Here is a 21927-nt window from a genome sequence, read left to right on the forward strand (position 1 = left end):
TAGCCCGCGGCGCGTTCCCTCCATGCTGATCGAGCAGCCCGCGGCGCAGGCCCTCCATGCTGATCGAGTAGCCCGCGGAGCGGGCGTATCGAGATCCACCACCGTTCGAACGCCGGCGGAACGATGCCTGATCGCGTGGGTCTCGATACGCCCTCCGGGCTACTCGACCAGCATGAGGGGGTGGCCTCCACGTCGTGTGCCCGCGCCATTGCATGCTGATCGAGCAGCCCGCGGCGCAGGCCCTCCATGCTGATCGAGTAGCCCGCGGCGCGGGCGTATCGAGATCCACCACCGTTCGTACGCCGGCGGAACGATGCCTGATCGCGTGGGTCTCGATACGCCCTGCGGGCTACTCGACCAGCATGAGGGGGGCGTCGGTCCGCGTCGTGTGCCGCGTCGCACCTGCGGGCTGCTCGACCAGCATGAGGGTGCGAGGCCGACCCCGGGCGGTCAGGGCACCGGGGCCTCCTCCGCGCCGAGCCGCACCGCCAGCTCCATGCAGCGCAGGCGCGCCGGCGAGAAGTCGTAGGGCATGCTCCGGACGACCTCCGCCGCGCTCCTGGCGCGCGCACTCGCGGTCGCGCCGCCGTCGTCCGCACCGCCGTCGTCGGCCGGCGGGTGCCGCTCGTCCCACGCCTCGAAGAGCGCGTCGTCCTCCTCCAGCTGGCCGGCCTCCTCGCAGGCGCGCATCAGCGCGGTCTCGAAGGCGTGCCGCTCCGCCGCCACCTGCGCCACCCGGGGGTCGTCGACGGCGACCGTGTCGTCCAGCGCCTCCTCTGCGGCGTCGACGCGGTCGGACTCCGCTCGCAGCGCCGGATCGGCGGCCAGCGCGACGAAGCGGCCGGCCTGCACGGCGGCGCCCAGCGGACCGAAGACCCGCTCGGTGACCAGCAGAGTGTCCAGGTCGTCCTGGCGCAGCGATCCCTCGGGCGCGCCCTCGAGGCGGCCGGACACGAGATCGTCCAGCAGCCCCAACCGGGAGCCGAGGCTCCGCATGCGCTGCACCGCCGCCCGCTTCCGCTGCAGCTCGGCCTCCTGCTCGGCGAGCGCAGCCTCCAGCCGTGCGAGGACGCCGGCGACCTCGTCCGCCCCGCCAGCGCCCTCCACACGACTCGGCGCAGCGCCGTCGAAGGCGTCGCGGATGTCGTCGAGCGCGATCCCCGCGTCGGCCGTTCGCCGGATCCAGAGCAGCCGGATGATCTCCTCGTAGCCGTACCGCCGCCGCCCGTCGGCGCCCCGCTCGCGCTCGGGCAGCAGCCCCAGCCGGTGGTAGTGGCGGATCGCCCGCGGCGTGATGCCGACGAACGCCGCGGCGTCGCCGATCAGGACCTCTCGGGGCGGGGTCGGGAACGACGGCATGGCTGACCTCTCGGAGCGGGGGAACAGGACGTGCATCGAGCAGACCACATGACGCTGCGGCAGGAGCAAGCCGGGAACGCCGACGCCGCCCCACCGGAAGGCGGGGCGGCGTCGGCGACCGCAGGTCAGCGGCGTCAGCGGTGTCGGCGTCAGCAGCTCGCGGCCGGGTACTCCTCGCTCTGCTCGCGCGTCACGTCCTCCCCGTCGACCGTGCCCGTCACGGTCAGATCGACGGCGTCGGCCGGAACCGTCTTGGCCCGGGTGGTGAAGGAGTGGAACGCGCTCTTCCCCGGCGCGACGGCGGTGAACGCCTTCTCGCCGTACGGCGTCGTCATCGTGATCCCCACGGGCACATCGGCCGTGTTGACCGCGGTGACCCCGAGCTGCACCTTGCCCGCGACGCACCGGCTCTGCACCGTCACGTCCAGGTCCGGCAGCGCCGGGGCGGCGGGGGCGACCGCCGCGACTCCGAGCCACGAGATCACCGGCTTCTCGCCGCCCGCGCCCTCGTTGGTGACCCGGTACTCCACCGTGGTCGCCGCGTCGAGCGTGAAGGTCAGCGCACCGGTCAGCGGCGTGTTCGTGCCCGAGAGCGGGATGCTGCCCTTGGCCAGCTCCACGCCACCGGCCGAGACGGTGTGGTTCATCGTCCGGCTGAGGTTCCACCACTCGGTGAACCCGCCCGTCAGCGTGTAGGTCCCGGCGGCCAGCGGCAGTCGGTAGATCAGCTGGGTGGTGTCCTGGTAGAGGCCGGTCGAGAACTTGTCGTTCACGTCCGTCCCGGACTTCACCTTCATGCCCTCGGGCGCGAAGCCCCACTGGTCGGCGGCGGTCGAGGCCCGGTCCGACACGGCGTTGAGCAGCGACGGGACGGCCGCCTGCACCGCGCCGTACTGCGGCGAGGACGTCGCCGCGGTACCGGAATCGATGTAGTAGACGAGCCCCTCGGGCACGACCTCGTAGCGCGCGGTCACCTTCGCGCCGTTCGCGAGCGTCCCGCGCAGGGTCACCGGCGCATAGTCGCTGCGGGTCTGCGCCGCGGAGTCCGCGTCCCAAGTGACGCCGCTCGAGGCCCCGTCGACGGTCAGCGTGGTCGGCAGCGCCGCGCTCGCGGTGAGCGCGCCCTGGTAGCCGAGGTCGCGGGTGACGCTCTGGACGTAGACCAGGGCGAGCCGCGCGTTGTAGCCGCTCGTCCCGTCGGTCCCGAAGGACACGTCGACGACGCCCGGCGCCGCGAGGGTCACCTGCTGGCGGACCGGGGTGGCCGCCCCGGTCGAGACCGCGGTGGCGCGCTTCGTCGTGCCGGCCGCGGTCACGGTCGAGACGACGTTGGTCGTCAGACCGGGTCGCGGCGCCTGCACGGCGACGACGTCGTAGGTCCCGGCGGGCAGCGTCAGGTGCGTCACGACGGGCTTGCCGAAGTCGGCCGGCACGTACGAGGAGCTCCAGTCCGCCGGGCTGCCCGGGACGACGGCGCCCGTGGACGTGGTCGAGTACCCCCAGGTGCTGCCCGCGGAGACGCCGTCCCACTTGCGGTCGGCGGCGTCGTTGAGGACGCCCGGCTGGCTCGCCTTCACGGCCGCGTAGGCGGATCCGGCGGCGGCTCCGCTCGACCCCGAGTCGACGAAGTAGCGCAGGTCGGCGGGAGTGACGAGCAGCGGCACCGAGAAGCGCTGGAACACGCCGGTCGAGGCGACCTTCTCGGTGGTCCGGCCGGTCAGCCGCACCGTGCCGAGCTCGGCCGTCCCCGCGAGGGCCTGCGCGGCGCCCGCGTCCCAGGTGACGGCGCGGTCTGCGCCCTCGAGGGTCAGGGTCTTCGGCAGTCCGGCGGAGGCGGTCCCGGCGATCAGGCCGAGGTCGCGGACGTCGGTGCTCACGCCCTCGGGCACGAGCTCCGCAGCGGTCCGGCTGAGGCGCGCCACCAGAGCGGCGGCCCCCTCCGCGTCGAGTCCGTAGCCGGCCGGGTCGGCCAGCGCCGACCGCGCAGAACCGACGACGCTCGCGAACGGGGCCCACGAGGAGGCGCTCCACTCCGCCTCGACGAAGCGCTCGGCCGTGGCCAGCGCCGCCGCGAGGGCGGTGGTGTCGACGGCGGACGAGTCGGCGTTCGCGACGACCACGCCGACCGCGTCGACGTTCAGCGCGCCGTCGTTCGCCGTCTCCAGCACCACCGTGTGCGCGCCGTCAGCGAGACCGCGGAGCTGGAACGCCGTGCGCTCGCTGCCCGCGGCCCAGGTCGGCGCGTTCGTCGCCACCCGGACGCCGTCCACGGTCACGTTCAGCGTCGCGGCCCCGGTGTTGCTGCCGAGGACGTCGAGTCCGGTCCCGGTGAAGGAGTAGGTCAGCGCCGCGCCCTTCCCGGTGCTCTTGGAGGCCGTGCGCTGCCACTCGAACATGCCCTGGCCGTTGACGTGCGTCCACTGCTCGTCGAACTCCAGCACCGGAGTGCTGCTGTCGCTCCAGCTGGTCTGGTGCATGCCGTCGACGACGGTGGAGTAGTAGGGAGTGAAGCCGGGCACCTGCTCGACGACCAGGTCGTCGAACTGCGTGAAGGTGAAGGCGGAGCCGAGCTGCACGCGCCCCGCGGCCTGCGGCGCCGGGTCGGTGTACGCGGCGACCTGCACGCCGTTGAGGAAGGCGGTGTAGCGGTCGCCCGCCACCTGCACGGAGATCCGGTTCCACACTCCGGTGCCGGTGCGGAACGCCGTGCCGGGAGTGGCGGAGGCGGTGCCGGACGCGACGGAGGTGCCGTAGCGCAGCAGGCTCCAGGCCCCCGTCGCGTCGACCCGCAGCTCGGCCGCGGAGACGTTCTGGCCGTTCGCCGTCCCGCCCTGCTCGCGCGCGCCCAGGGTCGCGTACGGGGTGCCGCCGTTCTCGAACAGCACGTCGACCGAGGCGCGGTAGTTCGCCCAGCGGTAGTCGCCGATCGTCGTCTTCGGGTCGCCGCTGTTCCAGGCCGAGCCGTTCATGCCCGGGCCGACTTGCTGGCGCAGCACGCGGTCGCGCGCCGCATCGGCGGTCGCCACGGACTCGAAGGCGCCGTTGGTGTCGTTCGTGTAGCGCGGGATCGCGCCGTCGTCCTCCGGCTGCACCGCGGGGGTGCCGGCGGGCTTCGCCTTCGCGCCGCGGCTGTCGAGGAAGGACTCGCCCGAGTCGCCGAGCGCGCCGGTCGCCGGGTCGTAGGAGCGGATGTCCGCGGCGTCGGCGTAGTCGAAGTCGTCCGCGTAGAGGACGGAGTCGGTGGTGACGCCGTTGACGTCGCCGCTCGCATCGGTGTCGAGCACGTCGCGGCCGCCGTCGGCGTCGGTGTACTCGGGCGCGGTCGGCAGGGTCGAGCCGTAGCCCTCGCGTGGAGTGAGGACACCGCCGGCGCTCGCCGCGTGGTCGAGCGTGGTCGCGGTCGCCGTCGACCAGGGCTTCACCGTCACCGTGTACGTGCCGTCCTGGGCGGTCAGCTCCGACACGGGCACGACGTAGTTCGCGTCGTAGGCCTCGCCGGCGTCGGCCGCGCGGGTCTCCCAGACCTCCATCGTGCGGTCGGCGCCCAGGTCGAGGTCCTTCGCCGAGAGCGCGTAGGTCTTCTCGAACGGGCTGTCGTTGACGATCACGGTCGAGAAGTCCGAGCCGTCGGGAGCGGCGAGCGTCGTGTACGACACCGCGCCGGTCGAGGCGCCGCTGGGCGGGTTGCCGCCGCCGAGCGCGCTGCCGGAGGCCTGCGGGATGCCGCGCCAGACGCCCGCGGTGTTGTCCTCGTTCTCCCAGCCGAGCTGCGCGAACTGCGTGTACTGCTCGACCGCGGCCAGGCCGCCGTCGTAGTAGAGCCAGCCCGACCACGGGTCGCGGGCGCTGACCAGCTCCTTCGAGGAGTACTGGAAGCCGTCGTAGAACGAACCGATCGCCGGCTGGAAGATGTTCAGGGTCCGGAGCGACTTCGCGAAGCCGGAGGTGACCCAGTTGCTCATCTCGAGGGCGCTGTTGGTGCCGCCGAACTCGGTCCCGGTGCCGCCCTGGCCGTCGGGGTTGGTGTTGTTCGGGCGATCCGCGGAGTTGGAGAAGGTCGCCTGGCCCTCGGAGTTCCAGATCTCCTTGTCGTAGGTCTGCGCGAACCTCTTGAGGTTCCCGTTCGCGTCGTCCGAGGTGGCGTAGTGGAAGCCGACGACGTCGACGGCGTCGCGGAGCGACGGGTCGGTGGTCGAGTTCAGCTGGTCGCCGAAGGAGGTCGGGGGAGTGCCGACGGTGTCCGCCGCGACCGTGCGGATCGCGCGGTAGCGCTCGCCCTCGTCCGCCGAGGCGAAGCCGTTGCTCGGGTCCTCGGCGCTCGCGCCCTCGTAGCCCTTCGTATCCGTCCGCAGCCAGGTGGAGAACTTCTTGTAGAGCGCCGCGTTCGGGCTGGAGGTCTCGTTGGTGTCCGGGTTGATCGAGTCGACCATGATCCCGTACTCGCGCTCCGCCGCCAGGACCGTGTTCTTGAACCAGATGTACTGGTCCTCGTCGCTGGTCACCCAGGTCGGGCGGCTCCAGCGCAGGATGCTGACGTGCACGTCTCCCTCGGCGACCTTCTGCGCGTCCGCCGCCAGCTGGAAGCCGGGCTCGCGCTGCACGTTCGGGTACTCGTCGCGGGAGCGCATCGTCGCGACGTTCGGACCGGTCGAGGTGTTGCGGTCGTTGCCCATCTCGATCTTGATGGTGGTCATGATCGGGTGCTCGCCGCCGAAGAGCGTCTCGATCAGCTCCCAGTACTTCTCGGGGTGCTGCGACTTGTAGTCGAGCAGCAGCCCGCTGGTCGAGTTCGCGGAGAGGATGCCGAAGCCCTTGAAGGTCAGCGCGTTGACGCTCTCGGCCGCGGCGGCGACGTCGGCCGCGGTGACGGTCACGGCCTGGACGTCGGAGGGGGCCGCCTGCGCCGGTGCGGCCTGCGCGAGTCCGGAGGCGAGCAGGGCGCCGAGCGCCGTTGCCGCGACGAGGCCGCGTCCCCTGCCCTCCCTTCTGCGGCGGGAGGAGGGCTCGGGCTGCGAGCCTCGAGCGTGCCAGGGGGAGCGGTTGAGCATGGTTGCGCCTCGTCGTCGAGTCGAATGGGATGAGCGATCCGCCACATCCGATCATTTCAGGACAGGCAGAGAGCGATGGCTGTGGTCACCGTAACCGAGGGCTTTCCCGGGCGCAACGGCGCGAAGCAGCGTGCGAGCAGGGTCTTTCCGTGCGGACGCACCGCGGGGTAGTGTGCTCGGCAGCGCGACCGAGGGTTCCTTCATGATCGATACTGATCGATTCGGGAGTCGGAGTGCGCGACACGAGTCGGCGACGGTGCCGACCGGAGAACGGAGAGACCCCGCCATGACCACCCGCTCCACACGGATTCGCCCCCTCCTCACGCGCGGCGCCGCCGGCATCGCTGCCAGCATCGCCGGGGGCCTGCTCCTGCTCGGCGTCGCCGGCACCGCCTTCGCCGACGAGCAGCAGGGCGCCGACGACGTCGACGTCAACGTGCAGATCGCGCCGCTCACCACGCCCGGCTCGCTGTCGATGACGGTCGCGAGCGACGCCACCGCGCTGACCGAGAGCGGCTCCACCAGCGTGGTCCGCCAGTTCACCGGCACCCTGCCGACCGTGACGGTGACGGACACCCGCGACGCCGCCGACATCCCGGCCGGCGCCGGCTGGTACGTGCTCGGCACCGCGAGCGACTTCACCTCGTCGACCGGCGACACCATCGGCGCGGAGAACCTCGGCTGGGCGCCGAACCTGATCGACGGCGGCGACTCCGGCCTGGTCGCCGAGGGCGACGTCGTCGACACCGCCATCGACGGCGGCCTCGACGGAGTCGGCCTCGTCGACCAGGAGCTCCTCGCCATCACCAACGACAGCGCGGGCGTCGCCGAGGAGGGCTCCTGGACCGCGAACGCGGCCCTGACCCTCAAGACCCCCACCACCGTCGACGCCGGCGACTACAGCTCCACCCTCACCCTCTCCCTCTTCGAGTGACCCGGCGCACGCCGGCCGAGTAGCAGCCGGCGTGCCCCTTCCTTGCCGGCCGAGCAGCCGCCGCAGGCGGCGTATCGAGACCCACCCTGCTGGACATGCCCTGGCGTCCCGCCGGACGGCTGTGAACGTGTCGTATATGTTACGCTCGGCCGATGGCGAACCAGTTCTGGCAGGACCTGCAGACCGACCTGAACGACCCCGAGTTCGCGCGTGCCTACGCGGCGGAGTCGATCCGGGTAGCCACGCTCGACGCGGTCGTGAGTCAGCTCGACGACCTTCGCGAGACCGCGCACCTGTCCAAGGCCGCGCTCGCGCGAGCGATCGGTGCCGACCCGTCGGTCGTCCGCCGGCTCTTCTCGTCCTCGTCCGCGAATCCCACGCTCGGCACCCTCGCCGAGATCGCGGCGGCGCTGGGGATGAAGGTGGCGCTCGTGCCGATGGAGTCGGAGGAGCGGCAGCGGATCACCGAGCCCCTGCTGGCCTCGACGCGATGACGTCAGATCACCGACCTCGGTCGGCGTGACCGGTACTCGTCACCCAGACTCCGGACGTCTCTGTAGTCGGACGCGCTCACTATCGTCCTGAAGGGCTTGCTTCGGCCGTCGACGACCACGAGGAGGGGCTTCCCGCCATCGTCGGCACCGTAGTCGAGCAGGCAGAACAGTCGGTGGTGAGTACGGTGCGGGCCGTCCACCCGCACCTCGAACCAGCCGGTCATGTCGCCGTGCATCGCCTCCCAGTACCCGCCGCCGGAGAACCGCTTCGGCGGCGCTGCAGCCACTGCCACGAGAACGGCGCGCATCGTCGCCCGGACCTTGGGGGGAAAGCCGTCGAGCGCTTCCTTGCCCGGCGCGCACTCGGACGGATCGTCTTCTCGGTGTCGTCGGAAGTAGACGATCTCGTGGGTGTCGTCCGCGGACGGTCCGGTCTTCAGTGCCAACGTCGTCGCCTTGCGGGAGCGGCCTCGGGGAACCATGCGGTCACCGTAGTGAAGCGACGGTCCGCACTGTCTGCGCGATGGCGCGGCACGGCAGGGAAGGGGCCGAGACCCACTCGGCTGGACGTGCCGGATCTCGATGCGCCCGTTGCGCGGGCGACTCGATCAGCGAGCATCCTCCAGTGGACCTGCGACGGGTCTCGAGTGTCGAGCAGGCCCCTGTGCGCGTCCGTTCGGCGAGGTCGGCTCGCGCGAGTGGACGCGCGCCGGGCCCTGCGGCTGGGCCGGAGCCCGTTCCAAGTCCACTCGCTCGCGCCGCTGCGCCTCATGCTGGTCGAGTAGCCGCCGGAGACGGCGTATCGAGACCCACCCTGCTGGACACGCCGGATCTCGATGCGCCCGCTGAGCGGGCTGCTCGATCAGCATGCCGGGGCCCCACTCCGCGGTCTGTCCGATCACCGGGCAGGGCAGATTGCGCTCAGGCGCTCAGGCGCTCAGGCGCTCAGGCGCTCAGGTGCTCAGGCGCTCGGGCGCGGGGTCGCGGTGCTCTCGCGGAGGACGAGCTCGGGGAGCTCGGAGGAGAAGGCGGCGCCCGTGCGGCCCTCCATCGCGGTGAGGAGCAGGCCGAAGCCGCGGCGGCCGAGGCCGGCGAAGTCCTGGCGGACGGTGGTCAGGGCGGGTGTCCACATCCGGGCGAGCGGGTGGTCGTCGAAGCCGACGACGCTGATGTCCTCGGGGACGCGCAGCCCGGCCTCGGTGATGCCCTTGATCACGCCCATCGCGATCTCGTCGTTGCCGCAGAAGACGGCGGTGACGCTCGGGTCCTCGACCAGCCGAGCGGCGAGCAGCCGCCCGGACTCGGGCTCCCAGGTCGCCTCGAGCGGAGTCGGCGCCGTGGCGACTCCCGCGGCCTTCAGTGCGCGGCGCCAGCCGGTGGTGCGGCCGTCCTCGCGTCGCGACGGCGGGATGCGGATGTGGTGCACCGTCGCGTGCCCCAGCTCGAGCAGGTGCTCGGTCAGCGCCTGGGCCGCGCGGAGCTCGTCGAGCACCGCCTGCGGCCGCCGCCCGCGGACCCCCGAGAGCGCGACGACCGGCACGGTCTCCGGGATCGCCGCGAGCACGGCCACACCGGGCGGGTCGAACTTGAGGACCACGATCCCGTCGGGGCTCTGGTCGAGCACCGAGGAGAGCGCCCGCTCGACATGCTCCGGGTCGGCCGACTCGACGACGGTGATGGTGACGGTCCAGCCGCCGGCTCGCGCCTCCTCCTCGATGCCGCGGATCGCCTCGGCGTAGCCGTACTGCGAGGTGTTGCCGGCGACGACGGCGATGGTGCGCGAGCGCCGGGTCACGAGGTTCCGGGCGACGGCGCTGGGCCGGTAGTTGAGCTCCGCGATGGCCGCGAGCACCCGCTCGCGCTTGTCGGGGGCGACCCGCGCGGCGCCGGTCAGCACCCGCGACACGGTCGGCACCGAGACGCCGGCGAGGCGGGCGACGTCGGCGATGACCGGTGCCCTCGTCGCCTTGTCGCGCGTCACGCCGTCCCGCTTCCGTCCTCGACCGTCCTGCAAGTGCCCGGCGAGCCACGACGGAGCGAGGGCGACCGGCTCGGTGCCGCGGGCTCCGGCGGTGGTCACTTCACCGCGCCGCTCGTGATGCCGGAGATGATCTTGCGCTGCGCGAAGACGAACACCAGGAGCAGGGGCAGGCTCATCAGGATGATATAGGAGAAGATCAGGTGCCAGTTCTGCAGGTAGAGCCCGGCGCTGGCCACCTGGTAGAGGTTCAGCGGCAGGGTGTCGAGCCGGCCGCCGACCACGAAGAGCGCGTAGAAGACGTCGTTCCAGATGTAGAGGCAGATCAGGATCGTCGCGGTCGCGAGCACCGGCATCAGCAGCGGCAGGATGATCGTGAAGAACACCCGGATCGGCCGCGCGCCGTCGACGCGGGCCGCCTCCTCCAGCTCCGCCGGGATGGTGCGGACGAAGCCGGTGACGAAGAAGATCACGGTGGAGAGGTACATCCCCATGTACACGCCGACCATGCCGATAGCGGTGCCGGCGAGCCCGAGCTGGCGCAGCAGCAGCACCACGGTGACCACCGCGGGCGGCAGGACGATGCCGCTGATGGCGAGCGCGTAGACGACGGCCATGCCGCGACCGGTGCGGCGGCCGAGGATCCAGGCGGCCATCGAGCCGAGCACGAGCACGCCGAGCACCGAGGGCACCATCACGAGGACGCTGCCGAGGAACGCGGGGACCATGCGGCCGTCGGTGAAGACGGTCGCGAAGTTCTCGAGCAGCTGCCACTGCGAGGGCGCGGCGAGGTTGGGGTTCAGCGCCTCGGCCTGCGTCTTCCCGGCGGTGCTGATGATCAGCCAGAACGGCACGCCGAGCAGGAGGGCGACGGCGGCGAGGGCGGCGATCGGCTGCAGCAGCGGGCGGCGGGAGCGGCGGACCCGCGACTCCGGGGCAGCGGGAGTGGACGTGACCGGTCGCTCGATGACGGTGCTCACAGGACGTCCTCTCGACGGCGCAGGGTGCGGATGACGGGGAAGGCGAGGACGGCGACGGTCACGAAGAGGATCAGGCTCATCGTGGTCGCCTGGGCGAACAGGCCCTGGCCGAAGGTGCGGAAGATGAAGATGTTGAGCAGCTCGGTCGTGCCGCCGGGGCCGCCTTCGGTGGTGGCCTGGACGATGTCGAAGCCGTTCATCGAGCCGAGCAGCGCGGTGGCGACGTTGAAGGTCAGCGCCGGCGCGATCAGCGGGAAGCGGATGTCGCGGAAGGTCTGCCACCAGGAGGAGCCGTCCAGGCGCGCGGCCTCGAGCACGTCGCCGGAGATCGTCTTGAGCCCGGCCAGGTAGATCAGCATCGACAGGCCCATCCACTTCCAGGAGTGGATCAGCGCGACGACGACGATCGTCCAGGTGGTGTCCCCGAGCCAGGCGATCGAGACCGGCTGTCCGGAGACGAAGGAGAGGATCCCGTTCAGCGCGCCGTCCGGCTTGAGCAGCGCCTGGAAGACGTAGCCGACCGCGAGGGCGGACATGATCACCGGGATGAAGAACATCACCCGGGCGAAGCGGTTGACCCGGGTGTCCCTCTCGAGCAGCAGCGCGAGGATCAGGCCGAAGACGTTCTGGAAGACCGCGACGAGCACCGCGTAGACCAGCGTCACCCGCAGCGCCTGGATCAGCGTGCCGCTCTGGAAGAGGTCGACGAAGTTCGCGACGCCGACGAAGCCGATGGCGGCCTTGAAGCTGGACCAGTCGGTGAAGGCGTAGACGAAGTTGAACACCGTCGGCACGAAGAAGAAGACGATCAGGACCAGCAGGGCCGGCACGAGGAAGACCAGCGGGTGGTCGGAGCGGCGTCCGCTCGGCATGCCGCCGGTCTTCACGGCGCGGGCGAGGACCCGGGGTGGCGCGGCTGCTCGGGTGGTGGACACGCGGGGCACTGCCTTTCGAGAGAGGGGGTCGTGCGCGGGAGGGTCCGGGGCCCGCCGTCGTGGCCGGGCCCCGGTGTCGAGCGGCTAGAAGCCGGTGGCGCCCTGCGCCTTCGCGAGCTGCGCGAACTGGTCCTGCGTCGCCTGCGCGACCTGCTCCGGGGTCTTGGTGCCCTGGATCATGTCGGCGAGGTAGATGTACAGGTCGGGGTTCGCGATCGCCTGGGCCTGCATCGAGCCGACCGAGTCGCCGACGGAGTCGCTGACCGAGACGAGGGCGGTGGGCACTGTGTCGGGCGTGGTGACCGACGGCTGGAGCGAGATGGTGTCCTGCGCGGTGACGAAGTCCGAGTAGCCGTCGCCGAGCCAGTAGGAGAGGAGCTGGCGCGAGGCCGCCTCCTTCTTCTCGTCTCCGGTCGCGAAGGCGACGAGCGCGTTCGACTGGTCCGGGATGAAGGTGCCGACGTTGCCCGAGGGCGAGATCGGGAAGAAGCCGATGGTGTCGTTGAGCGTCGCGGTGTCGGACAGCGACTGCAGCTGGCCGAAGAACGAGTTGACCTGGACGACCATCGCGGCGTCGCCGGCGAGGAGGGCCGCGCCCTGGTCCTCGAAGGTGGCGGTCGTGATGTCCTCGTTGAAGAGGCCCTCGTCGATCAGGCCCTTGTAGGTGTCGATCGTGCCCTGGATGGTCGGGTCGGTGAACTTCTCCTCACCCGAGTTCACGCGGTCCCAGAGGCCGTCCTTCGCGGCGTCGGCGAGCTGCACCTGCACCCACCACTGGGTGGCCCAGCGGTCGGCGCCCATCTCGAAGAACGGGGTCTCGCCGGCGGTCTTGAGCTGGCGTGCCGTCGCGAGGAACGAATCCCAGTCGGTCGGCGTCTCGGTGATCCCGTTCGCCTCGAAGACCTTCTTGTTGTAGTAGACGCCCTCGACCGCGGGGGTGGTGACCAGCGCGGCGTAGCGGGTGTCGTCGAGCAGGCCGGTGATGTCCTTCAGCGAGGGGTCGACGTCCTCGAGCCAGGGCGCTCCGTCGAGGCTCTGCAGGTTCGTGGAGGCGTTGAGTGCGGTGAGCTGCGAGGCGGTGGGCTGCCAGAAGGCGAGGTCGGGCTTGTCGCCGGTGGCGACCTTGGTCTGCACGCCCTGCTCGTAGGGGTCCGGGATGGTCTCGACGTCGACGCTGGCGCCGGTGAGCTCCTCGAAGCCCTCGATGACCGACTCCGGGACGGTGTTGGAGTTCTGCGCGGCCCAGATGGTGAGGTCGGTGCCGGACAGGTCGGTGTCCTGGGCGGGCCAGGAGGCGGGTGCGGCGTCGCCGCCCGCGGTGCCGCCGCCGGCCCCGGGGTCGCTGCAGCCGGCGAGGAGCAGGGCGGAGGCCGCCGTCAGGACGGCCGCGCTGAGGAGTGACTTCTTCATCGAAATACTCGAGCTTTCTCTGTGTGGAGAGGGTGTACCGGAACGGGTGGAGCCGGCAGGGGGTCAGGTGGTGCGGAGGGACAGGCGGAAGGTGCGGGCGGAGGGACCGGAGCCGGTGGGCCGGACGGTGAGGCGGGCAGTGCTGGGCTCCCACTCGAGGGGCCAGGCCGTCAGCGCGACCGGGAACACGACCGAGACGTCGACGTCCTGTCCGCGCAGCTCCGGGACGTGCAGCACGACGTCGTCGCTGCCGCTGCGGCGCCAGACCGAGACCAGGTGCTCGTCCTCGGTCCGCAGCGCCAGGGCGACCGCGTCGTCCGTCCAGCCCGGCAGCTCGAGCGGCCAGCGCGGCGAGGAGGAGGCGATCGCGCCGCGGAGCGCCTTCGCCGCGGCGACGGCCTCGTGGACCAGGGCGAGCTGCGGGTCGGACATCCGATTGAGGTAGCCCGAGAGGTAGAACCGGCCGAGGAGCCCGGTGACGAGGCAGAACGCGATCTCCTCGTCGTCCATGTCGGCCTGCGGGTACGCCCAGCTGGCGGCCTGCTCCGGCAGGAGCATCATCGGCGCGGCGGCCGCGATCGGCGGGTAGCGGCGGAAGTCCTGCTGGTCGGAGGTCGACTGCATCTGCAGGCGGGACATCACGGCCCAGTCCTGCCGCATCGCGCCCGAGGAGCAGCTCTCGATCACCAGGGTCGGGTGCCGGTCGAGCACGCCGTCGAGCCAGGCGAGGTAGGCACGGTTGTGGCCGAGCAGGCCCGCGCCGATCGAGTCGGCGCCGCGGTCGGTGCCGGGGCCGGCGTCGATGTTGTAGTCGAGCTTGAAGAAGCCGATGCCGAAGTCGGCGATCAGCCGGTCGACGGTCGCGTCGAGGTGCGCGCGCGCCGCGGGGTGGCGCAGGTCGAGGTGGAACCGCTCGTGCTCCTCGATCCGGGCGCCGGCGCGCTGCAGGAACGCGTCGTCCGGCAGCTCGCCGGCGAGGGGGCTGTCCACGCCGATGACCTCGGGCTCCAGCCACAGCCCCGGCACCAGACCGCGGGCGCGGATCCGCTCGATCACCTCGCAGAGGCCGTCCGGGAAGCGGACCGTGGAGGGCTGCCAGGCGCCGACGCTGCTCCACCAGCCGCCGGCGACCCCGCTGTCGTCGTACCAGCCGGCGTCGATGCAGAAGATCTCGGCGCCCGCGGCGGCCGCGGCGTCGATCAGCGGCAGCAGCTTCGCGGTGGTCGGGTCGCCGTCGAGGGTGTTCATGTAGTCGTTGAAGACGACGGGCATCGCCGCGTTGTCCGGGTGCGCGCGGCGCCGGGCCCGGCGGCTGAGGGTGAGCGCGTCCGCGGCGGCCGTGGTGTCGGCGCCGACGGCGACCGTGACGGGAACGGAGCGGAACTCCTCGCCCGGCTCGAGCACGCAGAGCCAGCCGTGGTCGAGGTCGGTCGGGCCGGAGAGGGCGATCGAGCCGCCGTCGATGTCCTCGCCGACCTCCCAGCGCCAGGCGCCGTTGTGCTCGATCTGCCAGAGGAGGGCGGCGTCGGGGGCGTGGAGGCCGGCGACCGGGAGCTGCTCTCCCGTGGACCAGCTGCCCGTCGAGACCGCGCCGACCGCGCCGCGCGGGTCGTGCCCGGTGATGTCCTCGCGGAGGGCGACCAGGCCGGCCTCGCGCAGCGGCGTGCTGCTCCAGCGGCCCTCGCCGAGCCAGTCGTTCCGGCCGCGCAGCAGCGACCAGCGGGCGAAGGACTCCTTGCCGGACACCGCCGCGTCATTCACGGTGGCGCCCGGGTCGCAGCTCCAGGAGACGACTGAGCGCAGCACCTGCCGCTCGACCGCGCGGACGACGACCTCGGAGGTGACGGCGGCGACGCCGGGCACCCTCCGGAGCACGGCGGTCGCGACCAGTCCCGGCGCCTCAGCCGTGACCTCCAGCACGTCGAGGCCGTCGACGACGCTCTCGCGGTGCGAGACGTAGCGCAGTGCGGTGCCGAGCTGCGAGTGGGTCAGCCGGCTGCTCGCCGGGGCGTGACCGGCGGCGACGGTGGTGATCTCGAAGAACGGAGCGACGTGCGTCGCCCGGAGCGCGACACCGCGGGCCGTCAGCGCGACCAGCCGGAACGGAGCATCGGCGTCGCAGGCGAACGTCAGCTGCAGGTCCTCGGGGTCTCCCCAGGTCAGGTCGTTCGGCACAGGGGCTCCTTGTCGTCGTGGAGTGGGAAGGGCTCGCTCCCGGTGGAAGCTCGACTGATACTGATACCGATTTCAGTTGAGCGCAAGGGCGAGATGAAACCGTTATCGCTGAGGACGCATGGACATGCGATACCGATTTCAGAATTCTCTGGCTCGCCGAGTCTGAAATCGCTATCGTGCTGGCAGCGGCGCCTCGCCGTCCCCTCCCACAGGAAGAGCATTCGATGATGAAAGCCTCCAGAGCACTGGCCTGCGCCGCCGCGATCGGCGTCGCCCTCAGCGGATTCGGCCTCGTCGCGGTCGCCGCCCCCGCGAGCGCGGCGGGCAGCTCCGAGACCCTCGCCGTGGACTTCTCGCGGTCCACCGGTGATTTCCGCGGCGGTGCGACCGGCACCCTCTACGGCTTCGGCGACGAAGGAGCGCCCACGCAGGCGCTCATCGACGGAGCGCACATCACCAACACCTCGCAGAAGGCGCCGTTCGGCACCCAGCACCCGAGCGGTGACGCCCTCAAGGTCGAGGACGGCTTCTTCGCCGAGCACGGCGAGGACATGTACATCTACACGCAGGACTACTACCCCGACTGGGCCTACAACGGCGGTCAGCGCCCGGGCGACACCCGCACCTACGACCAAGCGACCGGCACGTACACGAACACGCCGAACGGAGTGTGGGACTACCTCGAGATCGTCGAGTTCGTCACCGAGGCGGTCGCCACGAAGTCGGACCGCCCGCAGGACTACGTGCACATCCCGTTCAACGAGCCGGACGGCGGCAACTGGTACAACGACTGGGGTGCGCTGAAGGACACCTTCCTCGCCGACTGGAAGGCCTCGTACGACGTCATCCAGAAGGTCTACGCCCGCCACGGCCTGGGCACCGCGCGCGTCGGCGGACCCGGCGACGCCTCCTATCACGCCGATCGCACCGCGGACTTCCTCGACTACGCGAAGTCCACCGGCACGCTCCCGCAGGTCATGATCTGGCACGAGCTCGGCATCGACAATCTCGCCACCTTCCGCTCGCACCTGGAGGACTACCGCGCCCTCGAGGACGCCCGCGGGATCGCCGACATCCCGATCAACATCACCGAGTACGGGATGCTGCGCGACATGGGCACGCCCGGCCAGCTGATCCAGTGGCTCGCGATGTTCGAGGACGAGAAGGTCGACGCGCAGGTCGCCTACTGGAACTACGCCGGCAACCTCTCCGACAACAGCGCCCGCCCCAACGCGGCGAACGCCGGCTGGTGGATGTTCAAGTGGTACGGCGACCTCGACGGCTCGAAGACCGTCGCGGTCACGCCCCCGAAGCTGAACACCGCCGACACCCTGCAGGGCATCGGCGCGGTCGACGCGGTGAACAAGCGCGCGACCGTCCTCTACGGCGGTTCGGGCGCGCAGAACGTCGCCCTCGATCTCGACGGGCTCGATCCGGCCGTCTTCGGCTCGACCGTGGACGTCGAGGTCCGCGAGGCGACCCTCTCCGGCGCGCAGGGCGTGCACGGCACGCCGCGCGTGATCGCCGCCGTCGACGGAGCGGCCCTCGCCGTCGGCTCGCTCGATCTCGCGATCCCGAGCTACGACCGCTACGCCGCCTACCAGGTGGTCATCACTCCCGCCCAGGACCGCGTCGTCAGCACCACCGCGAGCTGGCAGACCAGCATCGAGGCCGAGGACACGGCGCTCACCGGCGCCCAGGCCTACACGCAGAACCCCACCGACGGCGGCGGTTGGAAGTTCCTCGCCTCCGGCGGGCGCGACGTCGGATCGTTCAACAACGCCTCCTCGAAGGCCGACTGGACCGTCACCGTCCCGCGCACCGGCAGCTACCGCTTCCAGGTGATCGGATCGACGCCCGGCGTCCCCGGGCGCCACGCCCTCTTCGTCGACGGCGCGAAGAACCAGCTCGTGCAGTACACCGCCGACCTCGCCCTGACGAACACGCAGAAGTGGCAGTACCGCGGCAGCGCCGAGGTGACCGTCGAGCTGACCGCCGGCCAGCACACCCTCTCGCTGCGCGCCAGCGAGAACGGCACGACGGTGCTCCCGAACGCCGACATCACCCTCGACAAATTCCTCCTCACCGACGTCACCGACGGCGAGAAGACCGTGTACCCGGCCTCGACCCTGCGCTACACGGGAGGAGCCGAGGTCGTCTACGACACGGCGGGTGCGCGCGGCTTCGCGAGCATCGCCGGCCAGCAGCGCGCCGACGTCTACGCCAACGCGTGGAAGACCGGCTACTACGACGTCGCGCTCGACTACCGCACGAGCGGAGCGTCGAGCATCGACGTGTCCGTCAACGGCCGCAAGGTCAGCACCGTCAGCGCCGGATCGGCCGGACTCTGGTCCTCGACCACCCGACTGCACCTCGTCGAGGGCATCAACGAGATCGAGCTGCACTCCACCGCCGGCGTGCTGCTCAGCACCGTGACGACGACCCGCGCCGCCGACTCCGACTCCGCCGCGACGACGATCGAGGCCGAGAACGCGACGAAGACGGGTGCGGCGGCGAACGCCTCGCTCGCCGCGAGCACCGGCTCCAACGTGTCGGGCGGGCAGTACGTCGGCTTCGTCGGCAACGGCGCGGCCAACACCCTCGAGATCGCGCGGGCCTCGGGCTTCGACACCGCCGGCGCCTACGACCTCTCGGTGACCTACTCCAACGCCGAGCTCAGCGGCCGCCACGACTACAACCCGCAGGTCGTCGACCGCCGGATCGACGTGACGGAGAAGGGGGTCGCCGGCACTGTCGGCAGCGCCTACTTCCGCTACACGATCTCGTGGAACAGCTTCTGGGAGCGCACCATCCCCCTGACGCTGACCACCGGGACCGCGCCGATCGTCCTCGGGAACGCCACGGCGTACGCCCCGAACATCGACAAGGTCACCATCGCGCCCGTCGCCGTCGGCACGCCCACCACGGTGTCGATCGCGCCGGCACTGCCGACGACCGTCACCGCGTCGAGCCGCTGCGTCGCCGGCAAGGTCGTGCTGACCGTCAGCGCCCGCAACGATGCGACGGTCCCGGCCGACCTGCAGGTCGCGACCAGCCACGGCACGAAGTCGTTCCCGAAGGTCGCGCCCGGCTCGAGTGCCAGCGCCGCCTTCACCGTCCGCGCGACGAGCATGCCGGCCGGAACGGCGACGGTGACCAGCACCGCCACGGTCGGCGGCGCCCCCGCGACGTCCACGACGAGAGCCCCTTACCCGGCGGCCACCTGCTGAGGCCCGCCGCGCGACCAGCAAGCGGAGGGACGCTGCGCGAGCTTCCGGGCGGTTCCATGCTGGTCGGGTAGCCGCGGGAGGCGGGGTATCGAGACCCACCCTGCTGGAGGCGGTGGATCTCGATACGCCCGCTGCGCGGGCTACTCGATCAGCATGTTCTCCGCGGGCTACTCGATCAGCGTGAGCTGGGCGGGTGACCCGATCTGCGCGGTTCCATGCTGGTCGAGTAGCCGCGGGACGCGGCGTATCGAGACCCGCCCTGCTGGAGACGGTGGATCTCGATACGCCCGCTGCGCGGGCTGCTCGATCAGCATGCGCGCTACGAGGTGTAACCCGCCTGGATGGTGTCGAGGACCTGGTCGGTGCTCGAGCCGTCGATCCAGTCCACGATGCCCTTGAAGAAGCTGTCGGAGCCGACGGCCTTGGGCATCAGGTCGGAGGCGTCGAAGCGGAAGGTCGTGTTCGGGTCCTGCAGGATCGCGATCGAGTCCTTCAGCACGTCACTGCTCGCGTTCTCCGGGTCGAGACCCGTGTTCGCCGAGATGACGCCGCCGAGCGAGACGCGGCTGTTGGCCCAGTCGGCGCTGGCGAGGTACTCCTGGACCTTCGCGGTGTCCTCGTCGTCGGAGAACGCGGCGACGAACTCGCCACCACCGGTGACGGCCTGGTCGTCGTCCGCGGCGATCGGCGGGGTGAGGAACGCCCAGACGTCGCCGTCCTCCGCCACCGTGGCGTCGGCGCCGGTGATGAAGCCCTCGAAGAAGGACGCCTGGTGGGTCAGCGCGCAGGAGCCGTTCGCGACGTTCTGCGCGACGTCGCCGAAGGCCGTGGAGTTGATCGAGGACACGTCGCCGTAGCCCGCGTTGACGAGCGTCGGGTCGAGCAGGATCGAGCCGACCCGGTCGAACGCGGCCTTGATCTCCGGGTCGGTGAACGGGGTGTCGCCCGCGACCCAGGAGTCGTAGACGTCCGGGCCGGCCTCGCGGAGGACGGCGTCCTCGATCCAGTCCGTGCCCGGCCAGCCCGACGCGGCGTCGGAGGCGAAGCCCGCGCACCAGGACGGTCCGCCGGACTTCTCGGCGATGGTCGTCCCCAGCGCCTCCATCTCGTCCCAGGTCGTCGGGACCGAGACGCCCCACTCCGCGAACTTGGCCGGGGAGTACCAGACGTAGCCCTTGACGCTCGCCATCAGCGGAGCGCCGTACTGGGTGCCGTCGACCTGGCCGTACTTCTGCCAGTCCTCCGACCAGTTCTGCTTCACGTTCGCCAGAGCGCCCTCGGGCAGCTCCTTCACCTTGCCCGAGGCGACCGTGTCGGCGAGGAGTCCCGGCTGCGGGAAGATCGCGAGGTCCGGGACGTCGCCGCCCTGGACCTTGATGCCGATCTGCTGCTCGAAGCCCTTGTCGCCGGTGTAGTCGATCTCGATCCCCGACTCCTCCTCCCAGTCCGCCCAGGACTCCTCGAGCAGGGTCGCCTCGTCGCCGTTGATCGTGCCGTAGACGGTGACCGAGCCGTCGCCCGCGGCGCCGCCGGAGCTCGCGCCGCCGCCGGCGTTCGGGTCGTTGGGGTCGCTGCTGCTGGAGCAGCCCGCGAGCGCGAGACCGGCGGCCGCGAGAACGGCGACCGGAAGGGTGAGACGACGGTGCAGGGATGACCGCATGGTTCCTCCTCGTTGAGTGATGGTGCGACGAGGGGAGGAGCCCCCCAGCTGCGTCTGGCCAGCGTACGTCTCAGGAGAGCGCTCTCTCGGTAACGATCCGGCCTCGATCACGGGGCGGCCCGTCGTCGGCGTCCCTGCCCCCGCCCAGCGGGCTCCGCTACCCTGACCGGGTGATTCCTCCTGTCGTCCGCTCCGCGCGCGCCCGCGCCGCGGTGCCGGCGGCGTTCCCCACGCGGCTGCTGCTGACCAAGCGCACCTCGGGGACCAACGGCTGGATGAGCCTCTGGGGCACGAACGCGCACGGCGAGATCGCCGGCTGCCCGCCGCCGCGCGCCTGACCCGCGACCGTCCCTCCGAAGGAGCCTGCGGTCGCGCGTCCCCGCGTCCCCTCTTCCTCCGACCGGAGCACTCATGCCGCATCACCCCCTGCCCGCCGACCAGGCCCCGCACTCGATCTGGCGCGGACTCCGCCAGACCCTGCAGAAGGACACGACAGGCGGAGCCCTCCTCCTGAGCGCGACCCTGCTCGCCCTGATCATCGCCAACAGCCCCGCCTCCGGCCTCTACGAGACAGTCCGCGACTTCCGCTTCGGCCCGGAGGCGCTGCACCTGGACCTCTCCGTCGGCTCCTGGGCCGCCGACGGTCTGCTCGCGATCTTCTTCTTCGTCGTGGGCCTCGAGCTCAAGGAGGAGTTCGTCGCCGGCAAGCTGCGCGATCCGCGCACCGCCGTCGTGCCGATCGTCGCCGCGGCCGGCGGCGTGGTCGTCCCCGCGCTGATCTTCGTCGCGATCAACCTCCCGCGCGGCGGAGCGGCGCTGGACGGCTGGGCGATCCCGGCTGCGACCGACATCGCCTTCGCCGTCGCCGTCATCGCCGTCGTCGGGAAGTTCCTGCCGCCCGCTCTGCGCACGTTCCTCCTGACCCTCGCGGTCGTCGACGACCTGATCGCGATCACGATCATCGCCGTCTTCTACACCGCCGGCATCGACGTGCTGATGCTGCTGCTCGCCCTGATCCCGCTCGCGGTCTTCGCCGTCTGCGTGCAGCGCGGCGTCCGCGCCTGGTGGGTGCTCATCCCGCTGGGTGTCGCGACCTGGGCGCTCGTGCACGCCTCCGGGATCCACGCGACCGTCGCCGGAGTGCTGCTGGGCTTCGTCGTCCCGGTCGTCGCCACGAAGCGCGCGCGCGTGCAGGTCGGCACCGACCAGGCCGGGAAGCCGCTCTACGACGGCCTCGCCGCCCACTTCGCCGACCGGTGGAGCGTCCTCTCGACCGCGTTCGCCGTCCCCGTCTTCGCCTTCTTCTCCGCCGGGGTCACCGTCGGCGGCGTCTCGGGCCTGATCGCGTCGTTCCAGGACTCCATCGCCGTGGGCATCATCGCCGGACTCGTCCTCGGCAAGGCGATCGGCATCACCGGCAGCACCTTCCTCCTGACCCGCTTCCGCGGCATCTCGCTCGACCCGACGATCCGCTGGATCGACGTCCTCGGCATGGCCTTCGTCGCCGGTATCGGCTTCACCGTCTCGCTCCTGGTCGGCGAGCTCTCCTACGGCGCCGGCAGCGAGTCCGACGACCACGTGAAGGTGGGCGTGCTCGCGGGCTCGTTCCTCGCCGCGCTCATCGGCGGCAGCATCCTCTCGGTCCGCAACCGGCACTACCGCCGCGCGGAGAACGACGCGCAGCACGTCGCCGTCGCCGACTCCGCCGGCTGAGACCGGGTCCG

General features: G+C 71.4%; 14 protein-coding genes. 5 read left to right on the forward strand and 9 right to left on the reverse strand.

Annotated features, from left to right (window positions below; translation table 11 throughout):
* Positions 1-450: 450 nt before the first annotated feature.
* Positions 451-1359: a MerR family transcriptional regulator gene (locus GTU73_RS01355; RefSeq protein WP_160086307.1), complete on the reverse strand. Its 909-nt coding sequence runs from the start codon at positions 1357-1359 to the stop codon at positions 451-453.
* A 149-nt stretch (positions 1360-1508) separates the two neighbouring features.
* Positions 1509-6407 (reverse strand): hypothetical protein, encoded by a 4899-nt coding sequence (locus tag GTU73_RS01360; protein ID WP_160086309.1) that lies wholly within the window; start codon positions 6405-6407, stop codon positions 1509-1511.
* Between the two features lie 286 nt (positions 6408-6693).
* Here GTU73_RS01360 and GTU73_RS01365 point away from each other — a divergent pair, with 286 nt between their 5' ends.
* On the forward strand, positions 6694-7341 hold the full coding sequence (locus GTU73_RS01365; protein WP_160086311.1) for a hypothetical protein: 648 nt from the start codon (positions 6694-6696) through the stop codon (positions 7339-7341).
* 152 nt (positions 7342-7493) lie between these two features.
* A complete protein-coding gene (locus tag GTU73_RS01370) occupies positions 7494-7835 on the forward strand; it encodes a helix-turn-helix transcriptional regulator (RefSeq protein WP_160086313.1) in 342 nt (113 codons plus the stop codon).
* Positions 7836-7837: 2 nt separating this feature from the next.
* Here GTU73_RS01370 and GTU73_RS01375 read toward each other — a convergent pair whose 3' ends face one another.
* The 6 genes from GTU73_RS01375 to GTU73_RS01400 form a co-directional block, all read right to left on the reverse strand.
* A complete protein-coding gene (locus tag GTU73_RS01375) occupies positions 7838-8281 on the reverse strand; it encodes a hypothetical protein (protein WP_208543712.1) in 444 nt (147 codons plus the stop codon).
* Positions 8282-8796: 515 nt separating this feature from the next.
* Positions 8797-9816 (reverse strand): LacI family DNA-binding transcriptional regulator, encoded by a 1020-nt coding sequence (locus tag GTU73_RS01380; protein ID WP_160086315.1) that lies wholly within the window; start codon positions 9814-9816, stop codon positions 8797-8799.
* 95 nt (positions 9817-9911) lie between these two features.
* The gene (locus GTU73_RS01385) at positions 9912-10793 is read right to left on the reverse strand and encodes a carbohydrate ABC transporter permease (protein WP_244231728.1); all 882 of its coding nucleotides are present in this window, start codon (positions 10791-10793) and stop codon (positions 9912-9914) included.
* Positions 10790-11728 carry a sugar ABC transporter permease gene (locus GTU73_RS01390; RefSeq protein WP_244231729.1) on the reverse strand — a complete coding sequence of 313 codons (939 nt, stop codon included), beginning with the start codon at positions 11726-11728 and terminating at the stop codon, positions 10790-10792. Before GTU73_RS01390 ends, GTU73_RS01385 begins: the two co-directional genes overlap by 4 nt.
* 84 nt (positions 11729-11812) lie before the next feature.
* Entirely contained in the window at positions 11813-13138 is a 1326-nt protein-coding gene (locus GTU73_RS01395; RefSeq protein WP_160086317.1) for an ABC transporter substrate-binding protein, read from the reverse strand.
* Positions 13139-13201: 63 nt separating this feature from the next.
* Positions 13202-15313: a glycoside hydrolase family 36 protein gene (locus tag GTU73_RS01400; RefSeq protein ID WP_160086319.1), complete on the reverse strand. Its 2112-nt coding sequence runs from the start codon at positions 15311-15313 to the stop codon at positions 13202-13204.
* 224 nt (positions 15314-15537) lie between these two features.
* Here GTU73_RS01400 and GTU73_RS01405 point away from each other — a divergent pair, with 224 nt between their 5' ends.
* Complete coding sequence (locus tag GTU73_RS01405) at positions 15538-18543, forward strand: CBM35 domain-containing protein (protein WP_244231730.1); 3006 nt, start codon at positions 15538-15540, stop codon at positions 18541-18543.
* Positions 18544-18862: 319 nt separating this feature from the next.
* On the opposite strand, the gene GTU73_RS01410 is transcribed toward GTU73_RS01405, so the two are convergent.
* Entirely contained in the window at positions 18863-20203 is a 1341-nt protein-coding gene (locus GTU73_RS01410; protein WP_160086321.1) for an ABC transporter substrate-binding protein, read from the reverse strand.
* A 170-nt stretch (positions 20204-20373) separates the two neighbouring features.
* Between GTU73_RS01410 and GTU73_RS01415 the strand changes: the two genes are divergently transcribed.
* Together GTU73_RS01415 and nhaA are read left to right on the forward strand one after the other, a co-directional pair.
* Positions 20374-20541 carry a hypothetical protein gene (locus tag GTU73_RS01415; protein WP_160086323.1) on the forward strand — a complete coding sequence of 56 codons (168 nt, stop codon included), beginning with the start codon at positions 20374-20376 and terminating at the stop codon, positions 20539-20541.
* 73 nt (positions 20542-20614) lie between these two features.
* A complete protein-coding gene (gene nhaA / locus GTU73_RS01420; RefSeq protein ID WP_160086325.1) occupies positions 20615-21916 on the forward strand; it encodes a Na+/H+ antiporter NhaA in 1302 nt (433 codons plus the stop codon).
* The last annotated feature ends 11 nt before the right edge of the window (positions 21917-21927 follow it).

Origin of the sequence: Rathayibacter sp. VKM Ac-2804 (genome assembly GCF_009866655.1) — a bacterium.
Taxonomy (GTDB): domain Bacteria; phylum Actinomycetota; class Actinomycetes; order Actinomycetales; family Microbacteriaceae; genus Rathayibacter.